The sequence below is a fragment of the Kribbella ginsengisoli genome (assembly GCF_039537185.1).
In the GTDB taxonomy this organism is placed as follows: Bacteria; Actinomycetota; Actinomycetes; order Propionibacteriales; family Kribbellaceae; genus Kribbella; species Kribbella koreensis.
Window position 1 is genome coordinate 650,065 of record NZ_BAABAA010000002.1, and the last position, 13,775, is coordinate 663,839.

General features: G+C 68.0%; 16 protein-coding genes. 8 read left to right on the forward strand and 8 right to left on the reverse strand.

Features of this window, described 5'->3' with window-relative positions:
• Positions 1-1,233, forward strand: coding sequence for an epoxide hydrolase family protein (locus tag ABD768_RS10430; protein WP_344839799.1), 1,233 nt, complete (start codon positions 1-3; stop codon positions 1,231-1,233).
• Here ABD768_RS10430 and ABD768_RS10435 read toward each other — a convergent pair.
• Together ABD768_RS10435 and ABD768_RS10440 are read right to left on the reverse strand one after the other, a co-directional pair.
• A complete protein-coding gene (locus ABD768_RS10435) occupies positions 1,193-1,636 on the reverse strand; it encodes a hypothetical protein (RefSeq protein ID WP_344839801.1) in 444 nt (147 codons plus the stop codon). The genes ABD768_RS10430 and ABD768_RS10435 overlap by 41 nt on opposite strands.
• A 537-nt stretch (positions 1,637-2,173) precedes the next feature.
• Positions 2,174-3,106, reverse strand: a complete 933-nt coding sequence (locus ABD768_RS10440; RefSeq protein WP_344839803.1) for a GNAT family N-acetyltransferase — start codon at positions 3,104-3,106, stop codon at positions 2,174-2,176.
• 211 nt (positions 3,107-3,317) lie between these two features.
• Here ABD768_RS10440 and ABD768_RS10445 point away from each other — a divergent pair, with 211 nt between their 5' ends.
• Positions 3,318-3,746 carry a guanyl-specific ribonuclease gene (locus tag ABD768_RS10445; RefSeq protein WP_344839806.1) on the forward strand — a complete coding sequence of 143 codons (429 nt, stop codon included), beginning with the start codon at positions 3,318-3,320 and terminating at the stop codon, positions 3,744-3,746.
• 12 nt (positions 3,747-3,758) lie between these two features.
• Positions 3,759-4,280, forward strand: coding sequence for a DinB family protein (locus tag ABD768_RS10450; RefSeq protein ID WP_344839808.1), 522 nt, complete (start codon positions 3,759-3,761; stop codon positions 4,278-4,280).
• A gap of 66 nt (positions 4,281-4,346) precedes the next feature.
• Here ABD768_RS10450 and groL read toward each other — a convergent pair whose 3' ends face one another.
• Positions 4,347-5,972, reverse strand: coding sequence for a chaperonin GroEL (gene groL / locus ABD768_RS10455; RefSeq protein ID WP_343979978.1), 1,626 nt, complete (start codon positions 5,970-5,972; stop codon positions 4,347-4,349).
• 237 nt (positions 5,973-6,209) lie between these two features.
• On the opposite strand from groL, the gene ABD768_RS10460 reads away from it, so the two are divergent.
• Entirely contained in the window at positions 6,210-6,770 is a 561-nt protein-coding gene (locus ABD768_RS10460) for a GNAT family N-acetyltransferase (RefSeq protein ID WP_344839812.1), read from the forward strand.
• Here the strand turns inward: ABD768_RS10460 and ABD768_RS10465 are convergent.
• Entirely contained in the window at positions 6,767-7,195 is a 429-nt protein-coding gene (locus tag ABD768_RS10465; RefSeq protein WP_343979984.1) for a RidA family protein, read from the reverse strand. The two genes, ABD768_RS10460 and ABD768_RS10465, sit on opposite strands and share 4 nt — an antisense overlap.
• 91 nt (positions 7,196-7,286) lie before the next feature.
• Between ABD768_RS10465 and ABD768_RS10470 the strand changes: the two genes are divergently transcribed.
• On the forward strand, positions 7,287-8,174 hold the full coding sequence (locus tag ABD768_RS10470) for a GlxA family transcriptional regulator (RefSeq protein ID WP_344839816.1): 888 nt from the start codon (positions 7,287-7,289) through the stop codon (positions 8,172-8,174).
• Positions 8,175-8,187: 13 nt separating this feature from the next.
• Here ABD768_RS10470 and ABD768_RS10475 read toward each other — a convergent pair whose 3' ends face one another.
• The gene (locus ABD768_RS10475; protein ID WP_343979990.1) at positions 8,188-8,532 is read right to left on the reverse strand and encodes an MmcQ/YjbR family DNA-binding protein; all 345 of its coding nucleotides are present in this window, start codon (positions 8,530-8,532) and stop codon (positions 8,188-8,190) included.
• A 153-nt stretch (positions 8,533-8,685) separates the two neighbouring features.
• On the opposite strand from ABD768_RS10475, the gene ABD768_RS10480 reads away from it, so the two are divergent.
• Together ABD768_RS10480 and ABD768_RS10485 are read left to right on the forward strand one after the other, a co-directional pair.
• Positions 8,686-9,006, forward strand: a complete 321-nt coding sequence (locus ABD768_RS10480) for a PspC domain-containing protein (RefSeq protein ID WP_343979993.1) — start codon at positions 8,686-8,688, stop codon at positions 9,004-9,006.
• 172 nt (positions 9,007-9,178) lie between these two features.
• Positions 9,179-10,450 (forward strand): M48 family metalloprotease, encoded by a 1,272-nt coding sequence (locus ABD768_RS10485; RefSeq protein WP_344839819.1) that lies wholly within the window; start codon positions 9,179-9,181, stop codon positions 10,448-10,450.
• Positions 10,451-10,478: 28 nt separating this feature from the next.
• Here ABD768_RS10485 and ABD768_RS10490 read toward each other — a convergent pair whose 3' ends face one another.
• Positions 10,479-11,444, reverse strand: coding sequence for a glycerophosphodiester phosphodiesterase (locus ABD768_RS10490; protein WP_343979999.1), 966 nt, complete (start codon positions 11,442-11,444; stop codon positions 10,479-10,481).
• A 153-nt stretch (positions 11,445-11,597) separates the two neighbouring features.
• On the opposite strand from ABD768_RS10490, the gene ABD768_RS10495 reads away from it, so the two are divergent.
• Complete coding sequence (locus tag ABD768_RS10495; protein ID WP_344839821.1) at positions 11,598-12,032, forward strand: DUF418 domain-containing protein; 435 nt, start codon at positions 11,598-11,600, stop codon at positions 12,030-12,032.
• On the opposite strand, the gene ABD768_RS10500 is transcribed toward ABD768_RS10495, so the two are convergent.
• Positions 11,993-12,535 (reverse strand): 23S rRNA (adenine(2058)-N(6))-methyltransferase Erm(C), encoded by a 543-nt coding sequence (locus ABD768_RS10500; protein WP_344839824.1) that lies wholly within the window; start codon positions 12,533-12,535, stop codon positions 11,993-11,995. The two genes, ABD768_RS10495 and ABD768_RS10500, sit on opposite strands and share 40 nt — an antisense overlap.
• Before the next feature lie 63 nt (positions 12,536-12,598).
• Positions 12,599-13,750 carry a CapA family protein gene (locus ABD768_RS10505; protein WP_344839827.1) on the reverse strand — a complete coding sequence of 384 codons (1,152 nt, stop codon included), beginning with the start codon at positions 13,748-13,750 and terminating at the stop codon, positions 12,599-12,601.
• Positions 13,751-13,775 lie beyond the last annotated feature (25 nt).

The window sequence follows — 13,775 nt, forward strand, 5'->3', positions numbered from 1 at the left end:
ATGACGACGGAACAGAGCGAGATTCAGACCTTCCGGATCGAGATTCCGCACAGTGAGCTCGACGACCTGCGGGCCCGGCTACTGGGCGCGCGCTGGCCGGCGGCGCCTCGGGTCGACGACTGGAGCCGCGGCGTACCGACCGGGTATCTGAAGGAGCTGGCGGAGTACTGGGCCAACGGCTTCGACTGGCGGGCGCAGGAAGCGGCGCTCAACGAGATCCCGCAGTTCGTGACCGAGATCGACGGGCAGCGGATCCACTTCTTCCACCAGCGCTCGGCCGAGCCGGACGCGACGCCGCTGATCCTGACGCACGGGTGGCCGGGGTCACCTGTTGAGTTCCAGCGGCTGATCGGGCCGCTGACTGACCCCGTTGCGCATGGCGGTGACGCGGCGGACGCGTTTCATGTCGTCGTACCGTCGCTGCCCGGGTATGGGTTCTCGAACCCTCTTGGCGAGGGTGGGTTCAACCTGTTCGGGGTGGCGCGGATGTGGGCGTCGTTGATGAACCGGCTCGGCTACGAGCGGTACGCCGCGCACGGCACGGATGCTGGGTCGGGGGTGGCCGGGATGCTGCCGATGGTGGATGCGGAGCATGTGATCGGGATCCACCTGGCCGGGATTTCTGCGTCGACGCCGTTCGGCGATCCGATCGCGCTTGATGGGTTGAGTGCTGCCGACCGGGTGCGGGCCGAGCGGTTCAACGCGTTGATGGACGAGGGGTTCGGCTATCTGGTCCAGCAGATGACGCGGCCGCAGACGCTCGCGTACTCGTTGAACGACTCGCCGATCGGGCAGCTGGCGTGGATCGTGGAGAAGTTCGCGGAGTGGACGGACCCGGCGTACAGGCTGCCCGAGGAGGCCGTCGACCGCGATCAATTGCTCACCAACGTCAGCCTGTACTGGTTCACCGGCTCGGGCGCGTCGTCGGCGCACGCCGTCTATGAAGGAATGGCCGCCTGGAAGGCCCTGGCGACCCAGAGCTGGGGCTCGGGCGACGCCGCGGGGCAGGGCTGGGGCGACTCCGGCGACTGGGGCTCCGACGTCGGCGAGGTCGCTGGGCCGCCGACCGGGGTGGCGGTGTTCGGGAACGAGACGGCGATCAAGAGCCTGACCGATCCGGCCGGCAAGATCGAGCACTGGGTCGAGTACGAACGCGGCGGTCACTTCGCCGCGATGGAGGTACCGGACCTGCTCACGGCTGACCTGCGAACCTTCTTCCGCCCCTTGCGCTGAACCACTCGATCCCCGCCCCACCGAGGACGATCGGCAACGGCCAGCTCCACGGACGACCAGCCACATTGACCACCAGAACCGCCGTCCACAAGGCGATCCAGCTACCGCCGTACCCGCGAAGCACACCCCGATACCAAAGCTCACCCGTCGACTCCGCGGCCCGCTGACCGAGCCACACGAACAGGTACGCCGCGATCGACAACGGCCAGAACACCCACAACCGCGCCCAGTCGTACGGCACCATCACCAGCGCCGTCAGACAGATCAACGCCACCGCCCAGTGAAAAATCTCCCCGGCCCAGTTCAGCCGCCGCACCCGCAACGTGACAACGACCGCCAGCGGCCCGAACACAACCCCGACCAGCCCAGCCACCACATGCAGAATCAGCGCAATATCACGCATCAGCACAACAACCTGACATGTCAGCGAACCATAGTCCTCCCACCCCGCCCCGTCTCCCCCTCGCACCCGCCGAAATCCCCGCCGGCGCCCAGCACCCTTCGCCCACCCCTGGTGGGCTTGAACACCAAATGGCGACCTTGAACAAGCAATACGGTGTCCAAGCCCACCGGATGGTGTTCAAACCCACCAGAAGTGCGCGGCTCACCCCCGACGTCGGCTCACCGAGGTACGCCGAGCCGACGGGAACGACCCATCAGGTCGGCCGGAGACCGACGTCGGAGGCTGAGGGGCGTACCGCAGGTCTCGTCCGAGGCAATCCCCAGCGGTGGATGACGTACGGCCTGAATACGCACGCCATCCACCATCGCGCGCGTCCACGGGGACACACCAGACCAGGCAGATGCGATTGGAGCCCGCCCCCAAGCCCGGCTCCACAACAACCCGCTATCACCAAGCGGGCGTGCGAAGCAGCCCGCGCCCCGGGGTGGGAGCTCAGCGCCGTGGGAGCGACGAAGGAGCCGAGCGTGGGGGAATCGGTTAGCGGATGGGGTAGCTGGCGACCATTCGTACTGCGTGGTTGCGGTAGCCAAGGCGTTCGAAGCTGGCTGCCATGGGGGTGTTGGTCAGGTCGGTGTCCGCCCGGATGCGGTCGGCGCCGGTTTCGGCCAGGAGGTGGGTGATCTCGGCCAGGAGGTCGTCGCTGTAGCGGTGGCCTCGGTGTTCGGGCAGTACGCCGAGGTAGCCGACGACCGGGCCGCCGTTGTTGGCAGAGGGAAGGGCGAAGCCGACCAACGAGCCAGAAGCGTCATAGGCCAGGCGCCACCACGAGCACTCCCCCGGCATCGACTGGTAGATCTCCAGGTCTTCCTTCGCCGCGCCCTCGACCCCGACCCGCGCGACCGCCCGCGCAGTCGCCGCATCGAGGCTGCCTTCGATGACACGACGGAAGACGTCGAGGAAGGCATCGTCGTCGGCCGGCTCGAAACGCAACCGGGTCGACCGGGCCGGCAATCCATCAGCCGGCGTCCACTCGTAGCGCAAACGCTCAGTCAGCTGAGACAACCCAGCCGCCGCAGCCGCCGCCAGTCGCGGCTCCAACGCGTCGACCACAGCAGGCTGATCACGCCAGCCGTTGGGCAGGAAGATGTGGTACTCCGGCTCCTCCCCGTCCGTCGGGAAGGTGTCCAGCGCATGCCGGATCAACGAGCTCCAGACGGCAACGCGGTCGACACCCGGTACGGCGTACAGGCCGTCGATGCTGAACGGATGGGCGAACTGCTCCATCCCCCACCAGATGGCGAGGGCGATGATCTTGCCGTCCTGCTCGGCGACCCAGGACCACTCGTGGCGGTAGGCGCCGGTGAGCAGGTAGGAATCCCACCGCTCCCGCGTGACCGTGTTGAGCGACTGGTCGGCGATCAGGGTGTGGATGGTGTCGAGGTCGGACTCGACGGTGGTACGGATCTTCACAGGTCCTCCAGAAAGGAGGCGCGCGATTCCGCTCAGTGCGAGCTGGACGAGCGGATCAGGCGCGCCGGAACATGAGCTTTCATCGGTCGCTCCTTCCACTCGAGGGGTCGTTCTCGCCACGCAGACACTAGAACCCGCCCGAGGTCATAGTCCACCGATTATTCATGGTTGAGATGTACCGGCGTCGTTTGCCACGGGAAAGCTGAAGGGCATGCGAACGCCCACCGCACACAAGTTCAGCGCGCTAGCCGCCGTCGCCGTCTTCTCGATCGGCCTGACCGCGACCCCCGCGACCGCCTCGACAACAACCCAGACCCGGTACGCCGTACCGTCCGCCGTCACCGCGATCCCCTCCTGCGGCCTCAGCACCCTCCCGTCGGAGGCGGCGACCACCCTCCGCCTGATCCACTCCGGCGGCCCGTTCCCGTACAGCCAGGACGGCACCGTCTTCCAGAACCGCGAGGGGATCCTGCCCGCCAAGCCGAGCAGCTACTACCACGAGTACACCGTGAAGACGCCCGGCTCCTCCACCCGCGGCGCCCGCCGGCTGATCGGTGGTGGCGCCCTCACCACGCCCGTGTCGGTGTACTACACCGGCGACCACTACGCGTCCTTCTGTCTGGTGAACGAGAACGGCTGAGAGAATCGGCCGGTGACGTCAGACATCCAGAACGTACTGCGCAACCAGTTCGAGCTCACCTGGGCGCTGTTCGAGTACCACCTGGAGCGCCTGACCCCCGACGATCTGCTCTGGGAACCGGCCAAACTCTGCTGGACAGTCCGCCCGGACAGCATCGGTAACTGGCGGGCGGACTGGTCCGACAGCGCGCTCGACCCGATCCCGGTCCCGACGATCGGCTGGCTCACCTGGCACATCGGCTGGTGGTGGTCGACCGCGGCCGCCCACGCCCGTGGCGCGGTACCACCGGACCGTACTGCGGTGCTGTGGCCGGGCGACCTGGCCAAGACCCTCGGCTGGATGCGAGCCCTGCGCGACCAGTGGTCCCACATCCTCGAAGACATCACCGACCTCACCCGGCCGGCCGTCTTCCCCTGGCCCCCCGAAGCCCGCCGCTCCACCGCCGACCAGTTCGCCTGGGTCAACACCGAACTGATGAAGAACGCCGCCGAAATCGGCCAACTCCGCCTGCTCAAAGCAGCAAGAGACGCATAAAAAATACCTGGCTCCGGGCGAAGTGCCCGGAGCCAGGTTTCTTGTACAGAAGGAACTTCTAGGAGATCAGAAGTCCATGCCGCCCATGTCGGGCGCGCCGCCCGGAGCGGCCGAGGCCTTCTCCGGCTTGTCGGCGATGACGGCCTCGGTGGTGAGGAACAGGGCCGCGATGGACGCTGCGTTCTGCAGCGCCGAGCGCGTCACCTTGGCCGGGTCGATGATGCCGGTGGCGATCAGGTCCACGTACTCACCGGTTGCGGCGTTGAGGCCCCAGCCCGGCTCGAGGTTGCGAACCTTCTCCACCACGACGCCGCCCTCGAGGCCGGCGTTGAAGGCGATCTGCTTCAGCGGGGCCTCGACCGCGGACCGCACGATCGCGGCACCGGTGGCCTCGTCACCCTCGAGCTCCAGCTTCTCGAACGCGACGACCGAAGCCTGCAGCAGCGCCACGCCGCCACCGGCGACGATGCCCTCTTCGACGGCGGCCTTCGCGTTGCGAACGGCGTCCTCGATGCGGTGCTTGCGCTCCTTCAGCTCGACCTCGGTGGCCGCGCCGACCTTGATGACCGCAACGCCGCCGGCCAGCTTGGCCAAGCGCTCCTGCAGCTTCTCGCGGTCGTAGTCGGAGTCCGACTTCTCGATCTCGGCGCGGATCTGGTTCACCCGGCCGGAGATCTGGTCGGCGTCGCCGGAACCCTCGACGATGGTCGTCTCGTCCTTGGTGACGACGATCTTGCGGGCCTGGCCGAGCAGCTCCAGGTCCACGGTGTCGAGCTTGAGGCCGACCTCCTCGGAGATGACCTCACCGCCGGTCAGCACGGCGATGTCGACCAGCATGGCCTTGCGGCGGTCACCGAAGCCCGGCGCCTTGACGGCGACGGTCTTGAAGGTGCCCTTGATCTTGTTCACGACCAGGGTCGCGAGCGCCTCACCCTCGAGGTCCTCGGCGATGATCGCCAGCGGCTTGCCGGTCTGCATGACCTTCTCCAGCACCGGGACCAGGTCCTTGATGCTCGAGATCTTGCTGTTCACCACGAGGATGTACGGGTCTTCGAGGACCGCTTCCATCCGCTCGGTGTCGGTCACGAAGTACGGCGAGATGTAGCCCTTGTCGAAGCGCATGCCCTCGGTGAGCTCGAGCTCGAGACCGAAGGTGTTGCTCTCCTCGACGGTGATGACACCTTCCTTGCCGACCTTGTCCATCGCCTCGGCGATGATCTGGCCGACCTGGGTGTCGGCGGCGGAGATCGAGGCCGTGGAAGCGATCTGCTCCCGGGTCTCGACGTCCTTCGCCTGCGCCAGCAGCTGCTCGCTGATGGCGTCGACCGCCTTCTCGATGCCCTTCTTCAGGCCCATCGGGTTGGCGCCCGCGGCGACGTTGCGCAGACCCTCGCGCACGAGCGCCTGGGCCAGCACGGTCGCCGTGGTGGTGCCGTCGCCTGCGACGTCATCCGTCTTCTTGGCAACTTCCTTGACGAGCTCGGCCCCGATCTTCTCGTACGGGTCCTCGAGCTCGATCTCCTTGGCGATGGAGACACCGTCGTTGGTGATCGTGGGGGCGCCCCACTTCTTCTCCAGCACGACGTTGCGGCCCTTGGGGCCGAGCGTCACCTTCACGGCGTCGGCGAGGGTGTTCATACCCCGCTCGAGGCCACGGCGCGCCTCTTCATTGAAAGAAATCAGCTTGGGCATTCTCCGCGAGTCCTCCCGCGTCGAGTTTTTTGTTCAGCCGGCCGGATGCCCGCGACGGACGGTGTCATCGGTGCGGCGGTCACGTCCCGCCACGCCTCCGGCACCTCATCGAGGCCGTCTATGGTCACACCGTCCGGGCAGGAGCGTTATCACTCTCGCCCATCGAGTGCTAACCAAGTATTAGCACTCGACCCAAGCGAGTGCAAGCCAGGTCCCCGTCCGCAGTACGGTGCCGGCATGACTCTGGAGGTCCTCCCGGCCACCCCGGACCGCTGGCCGGACGTCGTCACGGTGATGGGTGAGCGCGGCGACCCCGCCCGCTGCTTCTGCCAGTACTTCCGCCTCCGCGGCAAGGACTGGTCCGACACCTCCCCCGCAGCCAAGCGTGACGCCCTCAGCGCTCAGGTCGCCTCGGACAGACCACCAGGCGTCCTGGCGACAGCCGACGGTACGCCGGTGGGCTGGTGCGCCGTCGCTCCCCGCTCGGCCTATCCCCGGGTCATCGCCTCCCCCAACTGGCGCGGCGGCGACCCCGACGCCTGGGTGGTCACCTGCTTCGTCGTACCGGTCGGTCACCGCCGTCAGGGGTTGGCCGGGGAGCTCCTACAGGGAGCAATCGACTTCGCCCGCACCCAGGGGGCCGCAGTACTGGAGGCCTGCGCGGTGGACCTCTCCTACTCGGGCAGGGTCCCCTCCGCTGACCTCTACCGCGGCCCACTGTCCGTCTACCTCGAGGCAGGCTTCACAGAACTCAGCCGTACGTCGCCGCAATGGGTGCTGGTCAGCAAGACGCTCTAGACCTTGGCGATGAACTTGACCTCGATCAGCTGGCCGGGGAGCGCCAGCCGGGTGACCCCGACCAGAGTGCTGGCGACCTGCGGGTCTTCCCGCCCGTATGCCGCCTTGCGCACCGGCCCCGCCGCCTCGAAGGCCGACGGTATGTCGAGCACGTAGAGCACTTCCTCGACTACATTCTCCAGTCCGGCGCCGAAGCGGCCCAGCAGCTCGGCAGCGTTCACGTAGGTCTGCCGCATCTGCTCGGCCATCCCCGAGAAGTCCGTCACCTCACCGGCCGCGTCTAGCGGCGCCGGCGCCAGCAGGTCCTCGCCGCGGTGCCCCAGCTGCCCGGAGAGGTAGATGGTGTCCCCGTGCCGAACAGCCTGCGCGTAGCCGTAGCTGCTCTCCCACGGAAGTCCGAAGCTCTCCACCTGTGTCGCGGTCATGTCTCTCCCGATCCGAAAGCTGAATATTGAATCAACCGTAGGATTCGGGTACCGCACGTCACCAGGAGCGACGATGCCAAAGGGGGCAAGGATGATGCCAGGCCTGACGGTGGCGATCCTCGGCGTACCGCGCCTGATCGCGCTCGATCTGAGCATTCCGCTGCACATCCTCGGCCGGTACGCCGGTTACCGCGTGCTCGTCTGCGGAGAGGCGATGTCCACGCACCCGCTGGCCGCGGCGGCCGACGCCGACATCATCGTCGTACCCGGGTACGACGACCCCGAGGTCCCGCTGCCCGCTGAGTACCTGGACCTGCTCCGGGCAGCTGCCGACCGGGGTGCCCGGCTGGTCGGCATCTGCACCGGGACGCTCGCGCTGGCGGCAGCCGGCGTACTGGACGGCCGGGACGCGACCACCCACTGGGAGTACGTGGCCCGCCTGCGCGCGAACCACCCGCTCGTCAACGTCCTGGAGAACCGCCTGTTCGTCGAGGACGGCAAGATCCTCACCTCGGCCGGCGGCGGCGCTGCCATCGACGCCTGCCTGCACGTGATCACCTCCGACTTCGGCGCCGCGGCCGCATACGAGGCCGGCAAGCACGTGGTGGCAGGACCTGCCCGGAGCGGCGATCAGCGCCAGTACGTCGACGTACTGACCCCGCCCCGCTCAGACCTGTCGGCCACCCGCCAGTGGGCAATGCAGCACCTGGGCGAACCGCTCACTGTGCGGGATCTGGCCGAGCACTCGAACCTTCCACGCAGGACGTTCATCCGGCACTTCACCACCGAGACCGGCATGCCACCGATGCAGTGGGTCGCCCTGCAGCGCGTGCTGAGCGCCCGCCGACTGCTGGAGACCTCCGACTGGTCAGTCGAGCGAATAGCCGCCGCCACCGGCTTCGGCAGCGCCACCAACTTCCGCGCCCACTTCCGCCGCGAGGTGGGCACCACCCCGAGCGCCTACCGCCGGGCGACCTGACAGCGCACGCCGGTCAAGCAGACGGTTGCTCGTGCTGCGCGATCAGCATCTTCGGCGCGGTCAGCCGCCAGGCCTCGGTCAGCAGCTCCACCAACTCGTCCTCGTCCGCGATCGCCAGCTTGACCTCCAGCCAGGCGAACCGCCCGGACGCCCACGAGGCCGTGTAGATCTCCGGACTCTCCGCCACCAGCGCCTCCTGCTCCTCGCGCAGCGCCTTCAGCATCACCGAGGTCTCGTCCGCCGACAGGTAGACGAAGCCCTTCTTCCGCACCTTGAACGCAGGCTGCCCGGCCCACCCCACGTGCTCCTCCACCCCGGGCAAGGCGAGCAGCATCTTCGTCACCGCCTCAGCATCCATCCCCTGACGGTACGACCCGCCACCGACAGAAAATATCGAAAGTAGTCAGGGGTCCGGGGCCGCCCCGGCTGACCCGGACCAGGGGTGCGACCAGGGTCGGGTCGGTACCGATCCCGATGTGGGGAAGGGGTTCGCGGCGGCAGAGTAGTGGACATGACGAACTCCACTGCACCGTTCTCGAACCTGTCCGGTAAGTCCCTTCGCCGCTCGCGTAACCAGCGGATGCTCTCCGGTGTGTCCGGTGGCCTGGCGGAGTACTTCAACATCGACGCCACGCTGGTCCGGCTGGCCATCGTCGGCCTGACCCTGATCACCGGCGGCACCGCGCTGATCGGCTACGTGATCGCCTGGATCGTGATGCCCGAGGCAGACGGCAAGGCCGTCTGGCAGTCGGTCCAGCAGCCCCAGCAGCAGTCCACCCCCGAGTCCGACATCGCCGCTCGCATCTACGACGACAAGCCGCCGGCGGCGTGACGGGCGGACGCACGGCAGCAAGGTGACAGCGCCAACAGATAGGCCACAGGCGCTCTCATACTTGCTGCCGTGCCGACCGACGCCGCACTGACCTAGTGTCCGGAGCTGCAAGTTCCTGCAACAGTTGAGCTCACAGCACTCCGTAACTGGCTTCTCCTGCCACACTCCTCAAGTGCAGACCGACCAGGGCACCAGCCGCTGCCCCCAGTGCGACCACGAGATCCCCACTGATCCGCAGTACGTGACGTGGTGTGACCAGTGCGACTGGAATGTGGACCCGACCGGCCCGACCCATCAGGTCTCCGCCAGGCGACGGCGACGCGAGCATCGGCTGGCGGACACGCTGTTCCGGGAGCTGGAGCACGGAGAGATCCGCCGTCCGGGCTGGACCGTCGCACGGGTCGGTACCTATCTGCTGTCGACAGTGATCCTGGTGGTCCTCCCCCTGGCCGGCCTGATCGGTGGCGTCTACGCACTTGTCTCGTACCGGCCGCTCTGGATGGGCGTGCTGCTGTCCGTCATCCCGTTCGGGGTCACCTTCCTGCTCCGCCCCCGCGCCCATCGCCTCGGCCCCGACACCCATGTGGTGCACCGGGAGCAGGCGCCCCGGCTCTTCGGCCTGGTCGACGAGATCGCCGCCAAGATCGGTACCAGGAGCGTGGGGCTCATCGAGCTCAGTCCGTATCCGGGGATCGGCTTCCTCAAGGTCGGGTGGCGGTTCACGCCGGTGATCAGGATCGGCCTGCCGCTGTGGGCAGGGCTCGGGCCACAGGAGCGGGTCGCCGTACTGGCGCACGAGCTCGGCCATGGCAAGAACGGTGACGGCCTGCATCGCTGGGTCGTCGGCTCGGCGGTGGATGCGCTGCAGGAGATTCAGATGACGTCGCGCAACGACGAGTCCGACGAGTACCGGCTGGAGGTCCAGACCTATTACTTCCACGGTTACAGCAACAACGCCGTCAACAGCTTCCTCGACGCGACGATCGGCTCGCTGGCCCGAGCCGTGCAGTGGGTGCTGACGACAGCGGACCTGAGAGCCCAGCAGCGCGAGGAGTACCTGGCTGACCGGCGCTCTGCGGAGATCGCCGGCTCGGACGCGGCCGCCGGCGCCTTGGAGCGGTACGAGCTCGGCTCGACTTCGTACCGGGCCATGGAGCAGGCACTGCGCTTCAACTCGGAGGCCGACCCGCTGGAGGCGGCTGCTGGGGCCGTAAGCGAGATCCCGGCCCGTGAGGTCGAGCGGCGGCTCCGGGTCAGCCGGCTGCGGGAGACCCGCAGCGACTCGACTCACCCGCCGACAAATCTCCGCGCGAAGCTGATCCGGACCAGGCCCGCGCAGGACCCGCTCGTAGAGCTGGAGCTCGAGGAGAGCCAGGTCATCGACAAGGAGCTGGCCGGACCCGCACGGACCGTTCTGAAGGAGCTGCGGTCCGCGCTGCGCTAGTCCTCAGGGAGGTCTTGGCTGCGCTGCGTTAGACCTTCAGGGAGGTCTTGGCTGCGGCCGCGACGGCGATGTCGGGGTGGTCTGAGAAGACGCCGTCCACGCCGGTAGCGGCGAAGCGGGCCAGTTCGCCGGCCAGGTCCAGGCCGGTCGGGAGGAAGCGGCGCTCGGCACGGAAGGTCCAGAGCTGGACCGACAGGCCGGCGCGGTGGGCGAGGTCGACCAGCCGGGTCGGCTCGCCGAGAGCACCACTCGGCGTCCGCGGGATGACCAGGTCCTTGTGCGGCGCCAGGACCTGCGCGTACGTCGAGATCTCGCGCAGGCCGGCCGGCTCGATCAGATCCGCGAAGGTGCGGGTGTCGCCGGCCCGGAGGAAGTCGTTGGGCGCGTTCTCGGAGTCGATCAGCTGGACCAGCGGGACGTCCGTCATCACCGACAGCCGGCGCAGGCTGGTCGGCTCGAACGACTGGATCATCGCCTCGCCCTTGTGCAGGCCGAGCGCGACCAGGCGCTCCGCGAGCAGCTCCTCCAGCGGCAGGCCGAGGCGGCGGAAGTACGCCGGGTGCTTGATCTCCGGGATGACCCCGATCGGGCGGCCGAGCCGGGCCGACTCCTGCCGCGCCAGCGCGACGACCTCGTCGAAGGTCTGGATCCCCTCGCGGCCGTCGTACGCCGTGTTGGCGGCGCGCAGGGCGGGCATCCGCTCACGGGCCCGCAGCATGCGGAGTTCCGCGTAGTTGAAGTCCTCGGCGAACCAGCCGGTCACGGCCGTCCCGTCGACGATCTTGGTGATTCGCCGGTCCGCGAACACCGCGTGGTCGGCGACGTCCGTCGTACCGGACAGCTCGTTCTCGTGCCGGACCACCAGCACGCCGTCGAGCGTCGGGACCAGGTCAGGCTCCAGATAGTCGGCGCCTAGGGCCGCAGCGAGCCGATAGGCCTGCGGCGTGTGTTCCGGACGGTAGCCACTCGCTCCCCGATGCGCGATCACCAGCATGGTTCCAGCACAAGCGCCCCAGGTGGCGGGGCGGGAACTCGTTGCCCAACGCAAAGTGAAGCTCGCCCACCAACTGTGCTCCGCTCCTTTCGGCGGGTGACCGGATACCGAAGTCAGACGCCGTACGCCGAACCCGGCCCTACTGTCAGAGCCATGACTCTGCCAGGGCCGACCGCCGTCTCCGCCCGGGCGCTCGGGCCGGACCTTGCCCGCGGCCTTCTCCTGCTCTTCATCGCCCTGGCGAACACCCACGGGTTCCTTCACCCACCCGGCGTCAGCGACATCCGCGGTACGCCGATCGCCTCCGCCCTCCCGGACCGCATCGCCGCCTTCCTGGAGACCACGCTCGTCGACGGCCGGTCGTACACGATGTTCGCCGCACTGTTCGGCTACGGCATGGTGCAGATCATGCGCCGCCAAGAAGCCAGCGGCGCCGACTGGCCCGGCACCCGCAAGCTACTGCGCCGCCGCGGCCGCTGGATGGTCGTGCTGGGCGTCCGCCGGCATGGCATGCGCGGGCCGTTCGAGGTACTGCTCCGCCGCCTGACCTACCGGCGCCTGACGGTCAGGACAGCGGAGTCGACGTGAGGTGGGGGCGTGAAGGCCTTGCGGGGAAGACGCAGGCCGAGCGACAGGTCGTAGTACCGGCTCCATCTGGAAGCGGCCGGTGCCTGGTGGCTGGTCCAGCGGTTGACCACCTGGCGTTGCAGGACGAGGTCCGCTGCGACCAGACGGGTGCCTGGGGCAAGCAGTCTCTTGAGCAACGCGGTGGAGATCCCGTACGGCGGACTGGAGACGACCCGGAACGGCCGTGACGGCAACCGGAGGTCACTCGCATCGGCACGGACCACCGTGACCGGATCGTCCGCGAACCGCCGCCGCAAACGGTTGGCGCGACCAGGGTGGAGCTCCACGGCGACCACCTTGGCCCCGGCCCGGACCAGCGGCGCGGTCAGCGCGCCGAGGCCGGCCCCGACGTCGAGGACGAGGTCACCGGGCTTGACTCCGGCAGCGTCGACGACACGTTGGGCCCAACGACTATCGAGCGGATGCCATCCCCAGGCACCCCTCGCCTGCCCGTAGCCGGGCACGACGGACCATCACGAAGTAGTTCACAGACATGCCCCGACCCTAGAACGTGGATCGCCTTGCCATCAAAGCATTTTCGGCTGCGCGCCCAACGACGTGACAGTCTCGCTGGTACGCCGCTGCGCCAGCTCGAGCCGGTCCCTCCTGGCCGCCGACACGTCGGGCTTGGCCAGTTCGCGTTGTACGTCGAGGACACGAACAGGCAGCGTGTCGGTCATCAGCAACGGCGCGTACTGCGCGTCCGCCTTCCACCGGTCGCCGTCCTTGCGGAAGGTGAACTTCATCAGCAGCCCCTCGGCCTTCGTGCTGTCCGGCTGCCGATGCGCGGCGACGAGGTTGCCGAGTCCGTAGACGACCCACTTGCCGTTGAGCTGCTCGACCGGCTGGACCACGTGCGCGTGGTGGCCGAGGATCAGGTCGATGTTGCTGTCGGCAAGGAGTTCCCTGGCGACCGTACGCTGCTGCTCGTTGGGCTTCTTGCTGTATTCGTCGCCCCAGTGGCAGCTGACCACGACGATCTCGGCACCGTTGTCGCGGGCCTTCCGCGCCATCGCCTTGATCTTGCCGACGTCGAGCTTGCCGGCCCGCCACGTCTGGCCGTCTGGGTACGGGAGGCCGTTGAAGCCGTAGGTGTAGCTGAGCAGGGCGACCTTCACGCCTCGCACGGTGACGATCGTCGGGGTCTCGGCCTCTTCGGGTGTGCGGGCCGTGCCGGTGTGCTTCAGGCCTGCCTTGTCGAGCAGCTTCAGAGTGCGGTCGATGCCGGCCGCTCCCTGGTCGAAGCTGTGGTTGCTGGCCGTGGAACACGCGTCGTACCCGGTACTGACCAGGGCCGGGACGATCTGCGGTGGGCCTTGGAAGAGTGGGTAGCCCTTGGGCGGCGTACCGAGCGGGGTCTCGAGGTGGCAGACGGCCAGGTCGGCTTGTTCTACCAGGGGTTTGACGCCCTTGAGGAGTGGTGCGAAGTCCCATTCGCCGTTGTCGCCGTCGCGCTTGGCGGTGTTCCAGAGGCGCTCGTGGAGGAGAACGTCGCCGGTCGCGACCAAGGTCAGCTGGTCCGGCTGGTTCGATTCGTTGGCGGGCTTCGTCTTGGGTGCGGCAGCAGGTTTGTTCTCCGCTGCTTCGGTGTCCGCGATGCAGCCGGTGAGCGCCACCATGCCCGCGGTCAACAGGAACGCTGCGACCGTCTTTCGTGCAGCCCGCCCCAAGCCTGTCATCTGTTTCCCCCGGTTCAGCAGGTCC

What these genes read in the sequence shown, in the direction of transcription:
- ABD768_RS10430 (WP_344839799.1), top strand. Translation starts at nt 1, where the DNA reads ATGACGACGGAACAGAGCGAGATTCAGACCTTCCGGATCGAGATTCCG.
- ABD768_RS10435 (WP_344839801.1), bottom strand. Translation starts at nt 1,636, where the DNA reads ATGCGTGATATTGCGCTGATTCTGCATGTGGTGGCTGGGCTGGTCGGG.
- ABD768_RS10445 (WP_344839806.1), top strand. Translation starts at nt 3,318, where the DNA reads ATGCGAACGCCCACCGCACACAAGTTCAGCGCGCTAGCCGCCGTCGCC.
- groL (WP_343979978.1), bottom strand. Translation starts at nt 5,972, where the DNA reads ATGCCCAAGCTGATTTCTTTCAATGAAGAGGCGCGCCGTGGCCTCGAG.
- ABD768_RS10460 (WP_344839812.1), top strand. Translation starts at nt 6,210, where the DNA reads ATGACTCTGGAGGTCCTCCCGGCCACCCCGGACCGCTGGCCGGACGTC.
- ABD768_RS10465 (WP_343979984.1), bottom strand. Translation starts at nt 7,195, where the DNA reads ATGACCGCGACACAGGTGGAGAGCTTCGGACTTCCGTGGGAGAGCAGC.
- ABD768_RS10470 (WP_344839816.1), top strand. Translation starts at nt 7,287, where the DNA reads ATGATGCCAGGCCTGACGGTGGCGATCCTCGGCGTACCGCGCCTGATC.
- ABD768_RS10475 (WP_343979990.1), bottom strand. Translation starts at nt 8,532, where the DNA reads ATGGATGCTGAGGCGGTGACGAAGATGCTGCTCGCCTTGCCCGGGGTG.
- ABD768_RS10480 (WP_343979993.1), top strand. Translation starts at nt 8,686, where the DNA reads ATGACGAACTCCACTGCACCGTTCTCGAACCTGTCCGGTAAGTCCCTT.
- ABD768_RS10490 (WP_343979999.1), bottom strand. Translation starts at nt 11,444, where the DNA reads ATGCTGGTGATCGCGCATCGGGGAGCGAGTGGCTACCGTCCGGAACAC.
- ABD768_RS10495 (WP_344839821.1), top strand. Translation starts at nt 11,598, where the DNA reads ATGACTCTGCCAGGGCCGACCGCCGTCTCCGCCCGGGCGCTCGGGCCG.
- ABD768_RS10505 (WP_344839827.1), bottom strand. Translation starts at nt 13,750, where the DNA reads ATGACAGGCTTGGGGCGGGCTGCACGAAAGACGGTCGCAGCGTTCCTG.